Origin of the sequence: Francisella noatunensis subsp. noatunensis, from assembly GCF_009823375.1 — a bacterium.
In the GTDB taxonomy this organism is placed as follows: domain Bacteria; phylum Pseudomonadota; class Gammaproteobacteria; order Francisellales; family Francisellaceae; genus Francisella; species Francisella noatunensis.
This window is the reverse complement of record NZ_WBSX01000045.1, coordinates 1-13,032: the sequence shown is the minus strand read 5'-3', so window position 1 is coordinate 13,032 and position 13,032 is coordinate 1. Positions and strand designations below refer to the sequence as shown.

Genomic DNA, 13,032 nt, shown 5'->3' with positions numbered 1-13,032 from the left:
CAATATAAATACAAAAAAGAAGGTGACTCTAAACAAGTTAAGATAAAGGATAGAGCGAGTATTTCTGAAAGACCTAGCAGTGCTAATAGAAAAAATCTTTATCACTTTGAAGGTGACACTATTGTTGGTAAAGACCATAAAAGTGCTATTGTAACAATGGTCGATAGAGCTAGCAGATTTACTATTTTAGCCAAGTCTATAGATAGAACAGCTAATTCAATCAATAGAATATTGTACAAAGTATCTAATGGTCATAAAATATTAACAGCTACATTTGATAATGGTAAAGAGTTTGCTAAACATAAGAAGCTAACTAGCAAGACTGGCATCAAAGTATTCTTTGCTGATCCATACAGTCCTTGGCAAAGAGGTACTAATGAAAACATGAATAGGTATATCAGACAATTTATACCTAAAGGTACTAACTTTAACAATATATCTCATCAATACATTAGAAAGTTACAGATAGACTTGAATAATAGACCTAAGAAATGTTTAAATTACTTGACACCTAATGAAGTACATTTTGGTATCTCTATAAACATTGAGAATACAATCTAGCGAAAAATAAAGATAAAATTATTATATGTTTAAGTAGTATCTACTTCAATTAATTAGTTAGAAATTTTGCTTTTAAAAAAGGATTATTTAAATTGAAGTGACCTGCATAATCTCACCATTCTTTGAGATTTTTATATAATTACCATCTTTGAACCAGTCGCCAAGTACATATCTAGTATAATTATCAGTTAGATGTATAGCCATTTTGTGCGTATGACCATGAATGATAATATCACAGTTATTACGATATTTTTCAATACCTTTGGCTGTTACATCAACATTTGGGTTTTTACGGTTTTTTACATAGCTTGCTTTGCGCACATTTCTCGCGGTGTATTCTCTAATAAATAAAGGTAATCTTCTGAAAATAAATCTAAGAATTGGGTTGTATGCTATCCATTTTCTATAAGTTTGGTAACTCTTATCATCTGTACAAAATAGATCTCCATGCGAGAAGAGTATTTTTTGATTATATATATCTATATAGTAAGGATCTTTAATTAAAGTAACGCCACTTTGCTTAGCAAATTTTTTGCCAATTAAAAAATCACGATTTCCATACATGAAAAATATTTCTAAACCTTGATCTGAAGCTTCTTTTAGCCACTTTGTAATTTTGTGATAAAAGTTATCTCTGTGGTTATCACCAATCCAGTAATCAAAAAAGTCGCCAAGTATGAAAAGTTGATTTTGTGAAGATGTAATAGTATCTAAAAACTTTTTAAAAAGATCAGCCATCTCAGCGTGGTTAGCATTTAGATGAAGATCCGAAATTAGATAAATATCTTTGTTATGAGCCATATTTTTGACGGTAGTGTTTAAATTTGTTGATTATTGTTTCATCAAGATTTTCTTTGACATACTCAAAAATACTTTCAAAGTTAGTTACTGCTAGAATAGGAATATTGAAATCTTGAGATATTTTTTTAGTTGCTGAAATATCGCTATCCTTAGCTTTTTCTTGTCGATCTATCGATAGTACAACACCAGCTATTTCAGCATTAATAGTTTTTAGCTTGTTGTATGATTCATAAAATGCTGTACCTGCAGTCATCACATCATCTATGAGCAATACTTTTTTATTAGTCATATCGGCACCAACAAATACACCACCTTCGCCATGATCTTTCGCTTCTTTACGGTCAAAAGCGTAAGGCATATCTATATTGTACTTCAGCGCTAGTACAGTAGAAATAGCTGCAACTAGAGGAATCCCTTTATATGCTGGACCAAAAAGGATATCGTACTTGACATCACTTTTGATAATCAATTGAGCGTAATAATCGGCAAGTGTGGCAAGTTGATCACCTGTATTAAATAACCCTGCATTAAAGAAATATGGACTAATACGTCCTGATTTAAGCGTAAATTCGCCAAATTTAAGTACCTGATTCTTAAGGGCAAACTCTATAAACATATATTATTCATAATATATCCAAACTTGCTATAAATTATAGATAATAACTTTAGTAATACCAAGTAAATATAGTTTAAGATAGAAGATCTATTAATATATTTAAACTCAATAAACTGATATAATTTAACTACTTTATTAATTAGTTTCAAAAAAATTTTAATGTCAAAACATATTCATATTTTAGGTATCTGTGGTACCTTTATGGGCTCTTTAGCGGTATTAGCTAAACAAAAGGGATATAAAGTAACAGGTTCGGATCTTAATGTCTATCCACCAATGAGTACTTATCTTGAGTCTCAAGGCATAGAGATTTTACAAGGATTTGATTGTGATCAGCTAGATACAAATCCTGATGAAATTATTATTGGTAATATCATGAAAAGAGGTATGTCAATAATAGAAAAAATCCTCGCAGAAAAGCTAAATTATTTCTCAGGACCACAATGGCTATATCAGAATATTCTTAAGTACAAAAAAGTTATTGCAATAGCTGGTACACATGGTAAAACTACAACCACAACAATGACTATAAAAATACTTGAGCAGGCTGGCTTAAATCCTAGCTTTTTAGTTGGTGGTGTTAGTAGTGATTTTGGTGTTTCATCACGCTACACAGATTCAGAGTATTTTGTCATTGAAGCTGATGAATATGATACGGCTTTTTTTGATAAGCGTTCAAAATTGATCCATTATGATCCAAGTATTTTTGTGATTAATAATATTGAGTTCGATCATGCTGATATTTTCAAAGATATTGACGCAATATTTTGGCAATTGCATCAACTACTTAGAAAAATGCCATCGACAGCGAAGATTATCTATAATGACAAAGATGAAAATGTTCAAAAGATAATATCAATCGGATGTTGGTCAGAACTAGTTAGAGTAAATTCTGATAATGGAACCAAAATAGCTAAACATACAGCAGATTATTCAAAGTTTGAGTTATGTGATATTAATGGTAATATTATCGAAATATCATGGAGCTTAATAGGTGAGCATAATGCGCTTAACGCAATGAGTGCCTATGCGGTAGCAAAACAACTAAATATATATGATGAAGTGATAAAAGCTGCTTTAGAAAGCTTTAAAGGAGTTAAAAGACGTTTGGAAGTATTATCTCATCAGGATAATGTTACTTTGTATGATGATTTTGCTCATCATCCAACTTCTATTAAGTTAACTCTAGAAGCTGTGCGTAATAAAGCTAAAGAAGCTTATGTGATAGCTCTTATAGATCCACGTTCAAATACAATGCGTCAAGGCGATAATAAAGATAATTTGCCGATGTCAATTATCGAAGCTGATAGAGTATTGTTGTATAATCATAGTTTACTAAAATGGGATGCTAAAGAAATTCTCAAAAATAGTAATAATGTTGATTTTATAGTGAATGTTGATGATTTTGTTGATTGTGTAGATGAGTTATTAACTAAGTACCGAGATAGGAATATCCAGCTTGTGATGATGAGTAATGGCTCATTTGATGGGTTAAGAGAAAAGCTAGTCAAGCTTTTGGAGACTAAATGAGTAGTTTAATATATGGTATTCATGCTGTTGATAGTTTGGTAGAAGCTAATCAAACAAAAGAAATATTGGTATTTAAGAAGTCAAATGCTAATCATAAGATTGAAAGTATTATCTCTAAAGCTGAATCAAAAGGATTAAAAGTTACTTTTATTGATAGTTTTGAGCAACTTCCAGGACGAATCAGAAAAGATGCAAATCATCAAAATATCTTTGCAATAGAGATAAATGATTTTAAAACATATTCCGAGAATGATATTGAAAATTTAATTCCTCAGGATAAAAATGCTTTTATTTTAATATTAGATAATGTCCAAGATCCTCATAATTTTGGTGCGTGTATACGTAGTGCACATTCGGCAGGTATTGATTTTATAATTATCCCTAAAGATAATAGCGCACCAGTCAATGCAACGGTTAAAAAAGTTGCTTGCGGTGCTGCAGAGCATACAAAGATTGTCGTTGTTACTAACCTTGCTAGAGCAATCGAAAAACTCAAACAATTAGGAGTATGGGTTATTGGTTTAGCAGGTGAGGCAAATGACAGCTTATATTCGATGAATTTAGCAGATTCTGTAGCAATAGTTGCTGGTGCAGAAGGTAGTGGTATGCGTCAGCGCATAAAAGCTAGTTGTGATTTTCTTGCTAAATTACCAATGTTAGGTGAGGTTTCTAGCTTAAATGTTTCTGTTGCTACAGGTATAGCATTGTATGAAACAGTAAGACAAAGAAGTCAACAGTAATAGTAAGAAGCATCTATCTTAGGTGGATTCGTTATATTTTAGAGTTAGTGCTGAGTAGTTAATTTATAAATTAAAGGTATATTTGTAATGCAATTTGCTTTTTTAAATAGTAATAAGTATGCAGCGATAAATGCTCTTAAAGCTACAATAGCTGTTGCGATTGCTTATACACTAGGTCTTCTGTTAGGAAATTTTTTTAATATAGAGCAAATGTATCTTTGGATGACAATTACAGTAGTTGTTGTAATGTCTACTCAGCCTAACTTAGGAGGTGCTCTAGATAAGGCGCTAATGAGGTTTTTGGGGACGGTCACTGGAGCATTAGTGGCTTTAGTTATTATAGCTTCAGTTCAAAATCATATTTTACAAGTAGTGTTAATTCTACCATTTATTTTTTTAGCTGTTTATTTTGCAGGAGCTTCTAAATATAGTTATGCTGGTACTTTGGCAGGAATAACTATCATAATTATTATTCTAAATAAGCAGCTGGGTGTGCAGGTCGCTATACCTAGAGCTATTGAAATATCTCTAGGTATAGCAATCTCATTATTTGTAAATAGATTTATATTTCCGATTAGAGCAGAAACACGGCTTAAAGAGAGTTATGTTAAAACAATTTCAGAGATTCATGAGTTTGCAAAACACCTTACTCTTATTAAAGAATTGAAATATGAAAAGTCTGCAAAAAAAGTGCAAGAGTTTGAGAAAATGAGCTTATATATTCGTAGGCTATATAGATACATGATTGTAATGTATGAGTATATAGAATTTTCTTTTGACCCTCAAACGATAGCAGATCTTGATAAAGAACCTGCTTTTATAGAGTTTAAGAAATATATCATGAAATCGCTAACAGATGTATCAGAAGATATTAAAAAACGCAAACGTATAAGTTATAAAGAATTGTTACGTTTTGAAAGACACATTTTACCTTTATTAAAAGATGTTAGAGTTTTGAATGATAAAGATGAGAGTTTCATTTTTTATATAAAGATGTTTCTTAATGCATTAAAAAGACTTTCGTTAGGGCATAACTATATTTTGCAGACTTCCAAACATTGATAAATTAAGCCTGTTACGGTAGTATATACGCTTGAATTTTCTTATTAAAAAGCTTTTATTTTCATTTGTTACGAGGTTATATAAGTTATGAACTTGCACTCTAAAAATATTTTGATTCCAATACTTATTACAACAATTATTATAGATATTATGGGGGCAGGGCTTGTTTTTCCAATAATGCCGTCATTATTCTTTGGGCAATCTTGTGTTACTTTTGGTGATCCTGGCGGTAATTTTCAAAATTGGTATTATTCCATAGCTTTGGCTTGTTGGCCATTAGGGTTATTGATAGGCTGCCCAATAATAGGGGAGTTATCTGATAAGTATGGGCGTAAAATAATATTGATTGTAGCTTTATTAACTATTTGTGTTGCTTATCTTTTATCAGCATATGCAATATACTCTCATGATTATTTATTATTTGTAGCAAGCAGGTTTATTTGCGGTTTAGCTGGTGGAGCTTTTGAGATTGCTCAAGCTGCTGTTATTGATATATCTACCGAAGAAGATAAGTCACGAAATTTAGGTTACATAACTATGGCTGCATCTTTAGGCTTTGTAGTAGGACCAATAGTCACTAGTTTTGTATCTGTAATGGAAGTAAGCCATACCATACCATTTGTATTTGCAGCTATTTTAGCTTTAGTAAATATTGCATTTATAGTTATCATTATGAAGAGAGATTTACCAAAAAATCCAGGTTTAGTTATCCAATTAGGTACGATTTATAGGACTATATCTTTTTTATTGTCAGATAAACGTGTTAGGTTAATCGGTGTAGTTTATCTTCTTGTACAGTGCGCGTGGGGGTTTTATGCTCAAGGAGTGGCGTTATTTTTAAATTTAACATATAGTTATAATATCTCTATGACAGGTGCTTTTTATGCTGTTATGGGCTTGGCCACAGCACTGGCAAGCATTTTTATACAACCAAAGATTTTTGCAAAAGTATCAAATCAAATAGCTTTTGTGAGAGCTGCTATTATTTGTGGTGTTGGATTCATTTTAGTATCAATTATATTTAATGAAGCAGCACAGTGGGTTTTAACAATAGTTTTATCTGCATCTCAGCTTATATACTATACAGCGCTTCTTTCAATGATTTCAGGAGCTGTGTCTGACAAAGAGCAAGGTAAAGCTATGGGAGCAGCTGGAGCTGGTTTTGGTTTGGCATGGTTTTTAAATGATATTATGATGGGACACTTATCCTCAATATCGCCAAGTTCACCTATTACATTTGCTGGCTTTATGTATTTTATTGCAGCTATTATCTTTGTCTTTTCTATCAAAATCTTGCGTGAAAGGGTACAATAATCAGCATTAATTAAATTTGATTATTTTTCTTAAATGCAGCTAATCTCTCTTAAAAATGTAAGTTTAAACTTCGGCACTCAAATAGTCCTTGATAATGTTAATTTAGAATTTACAAAAGGACAAAGAATTTGTCTAATTGGACGCAATGGTACAGGTAAATCATCACTATTGAAAATTATTGAAGGAAAGGTTATTCCAGATGGCGGTGAGGTAATAGTACATAATAATGCTATTGTCGCTAGTATGATCCAAGAAGTTCCTAGTGATATCAAAGGAAGTATCGCAGAAGTTATATTACAAGGTTTAAGGGAGCTTGGTGAGCATCTGATAGCATATCAGCAGACTTTAATGTCAGATCCTGAATCTAATGAGCTTGAAAAATTACATAGCTACATTGATGAAAATCATGGTTGGTCATATTTAAATGATGTTGAAGTTTTGGCTTCTAAACTTAATCTTGACTCTCAAGCTTCTTTTAAGGAGCTATCCGGAGGGATGAAAAGAAGAGTTATTCTAGCAAGAGCTTTGATAAAAAAACCAGATTTGCTTTTATTAGATGAACCAACAAACCATTTGGATATTGATTCAATTAGTTGGCTTGAAGAATTCTTAGCTAGTTTTGCTGGAGCGATACTTTTTATTACTCATGATAGGAAGTTTCTAAACAATGTTGCTAAAAGTATTATAGAACTTGATAGGGGACATTTATATTCATTTGATGGTAACTATACAAAGTTTCTTGAAAAGAAAGAGCAAATCCTAGATGCTCAAGACAAAGCAAATAGTGAGTTTGATAAAAAGTTAGCTCAAGAAGAAGCTTGGATTCGTCAAGGTATCAAAGCTAGACGCACTAGAAATGAAGGGCGTGTTAGAGCACTAGAGCAAATGCGTCGTGACAGACAGCAACGTAGAGAAAATGTTGGCAAAGCTGATATCAAGGTTGCTGAAGCAGGCAAATCATCTAGAAAAGTTATTCAAGCTAATAATATTGGTTTTGAGTATGATGGTAAATTTTTATTTAAAGATTTCTCTAATGAAATTCAAAAAGGTGATAAGATTGCAATTATTGGTCAAAATGGTTGTGGTAAAACAACGCTACTAAACTCACTACTTGGGTTGGATAAACCTACACAAGGTAATGTAACGTTAGCAGATAATATTAAAATTGCTTATTTTGATCAGTTAAGAGATCAATTAGATGAGTCGCTTAGCATTATAGATAATGTCAAAGAGGGTTCAGATTTTATCAATATAGATGGTAAGGAAACTCACGTAATTACCTATTTACAAAAATTTTTGTTTACTCAAGAGAGATTGCATTCTCCTATTACTCATTTGTCTGGGGGAGAAAAAAATAGATTATTGTTAGCCAAGATTTTATCTAAACCAAGTAATGTAATTATACTTGATGAACCGACTAATGATTTGGACATCGAAACTCTAGAAATTCTTGAAGAAATGCTGATAAATTATCAAGGTACTGTAATTATTGTCAGTCATGATAGAGAGTTTATAAATAATATTGCGACAAGTACTATAGTTTTTGAGAATGGCAACTTACAAGAGTATATTGGTGGCTATGATAGTTGGATAGCACAACGAAAACAGCCTATGCAACCAGCCAAAGAAACAAATAAAGCTCCACAGGTAAAAAACAAATTAACTTATGAGCAGAAAAAACAGCTACGTAATTTACCAAGTCAAATAGAAAAACTAGAAGCAAATATTTCTTTGATTCAACAGCAAATGGAGGAATTGGATTTTTACCAAAAATCACAAACACAGCAAAATGAAATTCAACAAAAACTCAACTCTCTAAATAAAGATCTCGAAAAAAAATATGTACTTTGGGAAGAGCTTTTAGAATTAGAATAATCAAAACCTAATAAACTATATTTGGAACTCTCTTTCAACTATTTAAAACTTTCAGAATACAATCTAGCTATTAATTTTCCGCCATCCAAGTTTCTAAAATCACACAAGCTGCTAAAGCATCTACCTTGATATGTGATACTTTTTTACTTTTTACTTCTTCTAGACGCCATCTTGCTTCACGAGTTGAATATGCTTCATTAATGAGATGAACATTTCTTTTATAGCGTTCTTTAACTTCTTTAGCAAAATCTTTAACTGCTTTTGTGATATCTGTCTCAAAATCTTGAGTATCTAATGGCAATCCAATGACTATATCAGAAGGATTCCAACGTTTAATAATCTTATCAAGCTCGATCCAGTTAGGTACACCATCATAGGCTTCTACAGTGCCAATAGGAGTTGCTGTTTTGGTAATCATTTGACCACTAGCTAAACCAATTCTAGCTTTACCATAATCTATAGCTATTAAAGATTGAAACATTAACAATTTCCTATATTTTTGAATAAACTATCTAAACTTTGTAGCGTATATCCTGCATGTTCAATATGATTTTGCCATTTTACTTTGTTCTCGTGATTGAATAGTATCTTTTTGCTTAATTTATTTGTTACAATCCAGTCATTAGATTTTATTTCGTCTGTAAGTTGGTCAGCAGTCCAGCAACTATAGCCAACTACAGGTAGAAAATATTCAGGTAAAATATTATTTGCTAAGTCTTCTAAAATATCCATAGAAGCAGTTATAACAAGACCTTCATCTAGTTTGATTGTAGAGCTATAGTTTCTACCGTTTGTAGTATGTAAAATCATAATTTTATGGGGGCTAATAGGACCACCCATATAAAGAGGGTAATCTAAAATCTCATTAAATGTGTTATTGTGAGGAATTTCTAATTCTTCAAAAACATCTCTTAATGTATCACTTAAAGGTTTGTTGATAATCAAACCCATAGCACCATGACGATCATTTTGGCATAGATAAATTACAGATTTAGTAAATATAGCATCATCTTTAATTAGTGGAGTTGCTAATAAAATTTCACTTTTATGATTTTGGAACATATTATATTTCTTAAGTATAAAAATTTTTTGTAAAAAATGGCAAAAATAAATGCCGCAGTGGCAATAATTTTAGATGAACAGAATGCTAAAGTCTATATAAGTCTAAGACAAAAGTTTCAAGGCTATAGTGACTACTGGGAATTTCCTGGTGGTAAAGTAGAAAAAAATGAAACTTTTGAACAATGTATAAAAAGAGAGGTTTATGAAGAAATTGGCATTATAGCTAAATCAGTAAGTTTTTATTTTCGTAAAAAACATATAAATAAAGATAATGATGATGAAGTTAATTTAGAGTTTTTTATAATTAAGGATTACGATAGTAAACCTTATGCTAAGGAAAACCAACAATTAAGATGTATAAACATCTCTGAGCTTAATAACTATAAGTTTCTTCCTGCAAGTATAGAAGTAATAGCAATGTTACAGAAGGATTACTCATACAATAGTTAGTATCAACAAATAATTAAGCATTTTATAAAAAGGTTAGAATATAAATTGATGATCTATAAGATAAACACATAATTTAACATAATATATATTATGCGAATTTACATATTTTATTATTTAGCAGTGATAATCTTAGTTGACTTAGTTATATTTGCCCAAATTATGATAAATATAACAATTGTTGCTATACCTGCTATTATATTGATTACAGGAACTATATTTAATAAAGTCAATCCCACATACCAATATACAAGTGAAGCTTTAAATTTTAATTTTTTTCGTGAGTTTGATTATATAATTTGGTTTGCTCACCTAACTTCACAGCTGTTACCACTAATGCCATATATGACCATATTGGTATTAGTTGAGTCCATAACCATGCTAGATGTATTTGCTCAGCACTATTTGCAGTAACTAAAGCTTTTGCTAACTTTTGCTGCGATAAGATGAATAATATTGAAACAACCACAGATGTAATTATTAAAGCTACAGTACATATTTGTATAATTAACATCACTGTTTCTGGAGATATAGAGTTTACTATCATTATTACTATCTATTAACTCCCTTTCTTCGATATTTAGTAAATTGTATTTTTATCACTTAGCGTTATAGTTATAGCTACAGGTAAAAAGGAATCCTCAATAACAAAAATATCTAACTTTAAATCAAGAACTTTGATTATATTATAAGTAATATAGTTTGCTAAAAATTTAGTATTATTTATGTTGATTTTATGTTTTTGACCGGCTCTATTTATCATCATTTTAATTTCATTTTTATCTATATTTATTAATATTTTCTCACTTAAAGTCTTATTTTTGAGTAGCTCCATGGTACATAGGCAGACAACCAAGTAATTATAGTATTTTGTTTTTATCTCTTTGCGATCATTGACAATGATAAGTTCTTTACTTAAGAACTGTGAGAATACTTTTATTAGCTCTTTATTCAAGCTAACAAAATCATCATTGCTACATTTACTTTGTTTAATTAACTCATTATGCAATAGTTCAATTAAAGAATTTCTGGTAAATAATTGTTCTGCCTGGTTTTTATTTTGTTGAACATCATCATTATCTTTTAAATATTCTCTAAATGATTCTACAATTGAAGTTTTATCTCGCTGATTTGTACTACTATTATTTTTTTTGTATTGTGGTGATATTAGTGTTTTTCTATACGTCACATCTTGAGCTATTCCAAGTATACCAATAACTTCATTATTTTCTGTCATGATAGGTATTTTTTCTGTTTCTATCCATAAAAAACCTTCATTTATAGATAGCAAATATTCTGAAGTGTAAGACTTTTTAGTAGTGAAAACATATAAATCATCACTTTTAAAAGCATCTGCCTGCTCTTTTCCCCAGTTGAAATCATCATCACATTTTCCAATAGCATCTTCATACTCAATTTTACCAAGATTACAAATATTCTTACTTAAAAAAATATATTTAGAATCTATATTTTTAACGTATAAAAAAAGATCATCACGGTTAATATTTGCAATTGCTTGAAATATTGGAGAAGAAATGGATTTAGATAAATAGTCGTACATTTATAATTCCTTAAGATATTTTTTTAACTTCTCTGCCAACAACTTAATTTCATCAAGTTCATGTGTTGCTGAAAAAGTAATTCTTAGTATTGCTTGAGACTTCTCGACAACAGGATAGACCGCACAAGTTACAAGTATTCCACTAGTCTTTAGAACTTTATAATATTTTATGGCATCATCTTCGTTGCCAATATAAATAATTCTAAAAGGCAAAAAACTATCACGAAGTTTATTTAATTTTATATTTGTAATTTGGTGATCAAAATATTCTAAATTATTACGTAACTTTTGTTGTAACAAATCTATTTTTTTTGATAGGTGAATATCACAACTCTTATTTATCACTTCCAATGTTGGAATTGATAAAGGACCAGAAAAAGTATACGTAGTACAATATTGCAACAAAAAGTCAATTTGCTCTATATAAGGCATAAGTATTATACCACCCTGCCCTCCAAAGCCTTTTGTTAATGAAGTAGATATAAAAACCCTATCATTTAGTTTGTAATTAAGCTCTTGCATAACATGACCACTGCCATGTTTACCAGTGATTGACATTCCGTGAGCATCATCAAAATATACATATCCTTCATATTTATCGACTAATTTCACTATATCTTTAATAGGATAAATCTTTCCCATAGAGCCAACACTATCCATAATTATAAATGGAGTTTTATCATCTAGATTTATTTTTTCCATATACAAATCTAATTCATAAATATTAGAAGTGTCCAATACTTCGATGTCACAAAATTGCTTTATAATTCCCTGTAGAATTTTCAAAGATTGGTGTGAGTGTTTATCTAATATACAGTGTATTTTTTTATCTGTTCGCATTTTAGGAAATATTTGAGAAACCAATAAAGGTATAACACCAAGATGTGCTGTATGTAAATTCTGAAGTAACAATGGTGAATATGGATAGAAAATTTTGGATAATTTTTCTAATACGCTATTCTCTAATTGAGATACCGCACGTGTTCTTGAACTTGAAAATAAAAAACCTTGTAAGTCTAAGTCTGTACTATTTTTGATAGCATTTATAATTTCTTTATCATTGTGTAAACCTAGATAAGAACATGAGATAAATTCCAAATAATCCTTGTTGTCTGTTAATGTAATTCTTTTCCTTGTAGTTTTTATAAAAGTATTACGCGCACATTTATAACTAGTTTCTAGAAAATTTTCTGTTCGCTTAAATCTTTTTACAAACCAGTTATCATTAATTTTCATCCTTCCAACCAAGTTATATGTAACATATTAATATTACATATTGAGTGATGCTTATAAAAGATGTTATCTAGCAACTTATAGTTAGAGTCTACTAGTTTTATAAGTTTTGAATCATATTGCAATCAAATATATTTTAAAGGAGCTAGATTGTATTCTGAAAGTTTTAAATAGTTGAAAGAGAGTTCCAAATATAGTTTATTAGGTTTTGACGAAACTAAAATAAACGA

The 13,032-nt window shown here is 30.4% G+C and carries 14 protein-coding genes; 7 read left to right on the top strand and 7 right to left on the bottom strand.

The features are described from left to right. Positions 1–561, top strand: a 561-nt coding sequence (locus F8C69_RS05055) for an IS30 family transposase (RefSeq protein WP_159183759.1), incomplete at its 5' end; no start/stop codon positions are given. 87 nt (positions 562–648) lie between these two features. On the opposite strand, the gene F8C69_RS05050 is transcribed toward F8C69_RS05055, so the two are convergent. After that, positions 649–1,362, bottom strand: coding sequence for a UDP-2,3-diacylglucosamine diphosphatase (locus F8C69_RS05050; RefSeq protein WP_159184430.1), 714 nt, complete (start codon positions 1,360–1,362; stop codon positions 649–651). Continuing rightward, entirely contained in the window at positions 1,352–1,978 is a 627-nt protein-coding gene (gene pyrE / locus F8C69_RS05045; protein WP_159184429.1) for an orotate phosphoribosyltransferase, read from the bottom strand. Before pyrE ends, F8C69_RS05050 begins: the two co-directional genes overlap by 11 nt. A 159-nt stretch (positions 1,979–2,137) precedes the next feature. On the opposite strand from pyrE, the gene mpl reads away from it, so the two are divergent. From mpl to F8C69_RS05020, 5 genes are all read left to right on the top strand, one after another. Next, positions 2,138–3,508, top strand: a complete 1,371-nt coding sequence (mpl, locus tag F8C69_RS05040) for a UDP-N-acetylmuramate:L-alanyl-gamma-D-glutamyl-meso-diaminopimelate ligase (protein ID WP_159184428.1) — start codon at positions 2,138–2,140, stop codon at positions 3,506–3,508. Next, entirely contained in the window at positions 3,505–4,248 is a 744-nt protein-coding gene (rlmB, locus tag F8C69_RS05035) for a 23S rRNA (guanosine(2251)-2'-O)-methyltransferase RlmB (RefSeq protein WP_159184427.1), read from the top strand. The genes mpl and rlmB overlap by 4 nt, the downstream gene beginning before the upstream one ends. A gap of 87 nt (positions 4,249–4,335) precedes the next feature. Continuing rightward, entirely contained in the window at positions 4,336–5,310 is a 975-nt protein-coding gene (locus F8C69_RS05030) for an FUSC family protein (RefSeq protein WP_159184426.1), read from the top strand. 87 nt (positions 5,311–5,397) lie between these two features. Further along, the gene (locus F8C69_RS05025) at positions 5,398–6,624 is read left to right on the top strand and encodes an MFS transporter (protein ID WP_159184425.1); all 1,227 of its coding nucleotides are present in this window, start codon (positions 5,398–5,400) and stop codon (positions 6,622–6,624) included. A gap of 33 nt (positions 6,625–6,657) precedes the next feature. Continuing rightward, the gene (locus F8C69_RS05020; RefSeq protein ID WP_159184424.1) at positions 6,658–8,499 is read left to right on the top strand and encodes an ATP-binding cassette domain-containing protein; all 1,842 of its coding nucleotides are present in this window, start codon (positions 6,658–6,660) and stop codon (positions 8,497–8,499) included. A gap of 70 nt (positions 8,500–8,569) precedes the next feature. Here F8C69_RS05020 and ruvX read toward each other — a convergent pair whose 3' ends face one another. Both ruvX and F8C69_RS05010 read right to left on the bottom strand, forming a co-directional pair. After that, positions 8,570–8,980 carry a Holliday junction resolvase RuvX gene (gene ruvX, locus F8C69_RS05015; protein ID WP_159184423.1) on the bottom strand — a complete coding sequence of 137 codons (411 nt, stop codon included), beginning with the start codon at positions 8,978–8,980 and terminating at the stop codon, positions 8,570–8,572. Next, positions 8,980–9,561 carry a YqgE/AlgH family protein gene (locus F8C69_RS05010; protein WP_159184422.1) on the bottom strand — a complete coding sequence of 194 codons (582 nt, stop codon included), beginning with the start codon at positions 9,559–9,561 and terminating at the stop codon, positions 8,980–8,982. The genes ruvX and F8C69_RS05010 overlap by 1 nt, the downstream gene beginning before the upstream one ends. A gap of 36 nt (positions 9,562–9,597) precedes the next feature. Here F8C69_RS05010 and F8C69_RS05005 point away from each other — a divergent pair, with 36 nt between their 5' ends. Further along, the gene (locus F8C69_RS05005) at positions 9,598–10,011 is read left to right on the top strand and encodes a (deoxy)nucleoside triphosphate pyrophosphohydrolase (protein ID WP_159184421.1); all 414 of its coding nucleotides are present in this window, start codon (positions 9,598–9,600) and stop codon (positions 10,009–10,011) included. Between the two features lie 265 nt (positions 10,012–10,276). Here F8C69_RS05005 and F8C69_RS10585 read toward each other — a convergent pair whose 3' ends face one another. From F8C69_RS10585 to F8C69_RS04990, 3 genes are read right to left on the bottom strand one after another with little or no spacing between them, the layout of a single operon-like run. Beyond that, positions 10,277–10,555, bottom strand: coding sequence for a hypothetical protein (locus F8C69_RS10585; protein WP_234384260.1), 279 nt, complete (start codon positions 10,553–10,555; stop codon positions 10,277–10,279). Positions 10,556–10,588: 33 nt separating this feature from the next. Then, positions 10,589–11,569 carry a PAS domain-containing protein gene (locus F8C69_RS04995; protein WP_159184420.1) on the bottom strand — a complete coding sequence of 327 codons (981 nt, stop codon included), beginning with the start codon at positions 11,567–11,569 and terminating at the stop codon, positions 10,589–10,591. Next, positions 11,570–12,805, bottom strand: a complete 1,236-nt coding sequence (locus F8C69_RS04990; protein WP_159184419.1) for an aminotransferase class I/II-fold pyridoxal phosphate-dependent enzyme — start codon at positions 12,803–12,805, stop codon at positions 11,570–11,572. It abuts the gene before it with no gap. Positions 12,806–13,032: the final 227 nt, after the last annotated feature.

Coding starts and splice junctions, on each gene's coding strand:
- F8C69_RS05030 (WP_159184426.1), top strand. CDS start 4,336: ATGCAATTTGCTTTTTTAAATAGTAATAAGTATGCAGCGATAAATGCT.
- F8C69_RS05025 (WP_159184425.1), top strand. CDS start 5,398: ATGAACTTGCACTCTAAAAATATTTTGATTCCAATACTTATTACAACA.
- rlmB (WP_159184427.1), top strand. CDS start 3,505: ATGAGTAGTTTAATATATGGTATTCATGCTGTTGATAGTTTGGTAGAA.
- F8C69_RS05050 (WP_159184430.1), bottom strand. CDS start 1,362: ATGGCTCATAACAAAGATATTTATCTAATTTCGGATCTTCATCTAAAT.
- mpl (WP_159184428.1), top strand. CDS start 2,138: ATGTCAAAACATATTCATATTTTAGGTATCTGTGGTACCTTTATGGGC.
- F8C69_RS04995 (WP_159184420.1), bottom strand. CDS start 11,569: ATGTACGACTATTTATCTAAATCCATTTCTTCTCCAATATTTCAAGCA.
- pyrE (WP_159184429.1), bottom strand. CDS start 1,978: ATGTTTATAGAGTTTGCCCTTAAGAATCAGGTACTTAAATTTGGCGAA.
- F8C69_RS05005 (WP_159184421.1), top strand. CDS start 9,598: ATGGCAAAAATAAATGCCGCAGTGGCAATAATTTTAGATGAACAGAAT.
- F8C69_RS04990 (WP_159184419.1), bottom strand. CDS start 12,805: ATGAAAATTAATGATAACTGGTTTGTAAAAAGATTTAAGCGAACAGAA.
- ruvX (WP_159184423.1), bottom strand. CDS start 8,980: ATGTTTCAATCTTTAATAGCTATAGATTATGGTAAAGCTAGAATTGGT.
- F8C69_RS05020 (WP_159184424.1), top strand. CDS start 6,658: ATGCAGCTAATCTCTCTTAAAAATGTAAGTTTAAACTTCGGCACTCAA.
- F8C69_RS05010 (WP_159184422.1), bottom strand. CDS start 9,561: ATGTTCCAAAATCATAAAAGTGAAATTTTATTAGCAACTCCACTAATT.
- F8C69_RS10585 (WP_234384260.1), bottom strand. CDS start 10,555: ATGATAGTAAACTCTATATCTCCAGAAACAGTGATGTTAATTATACAA.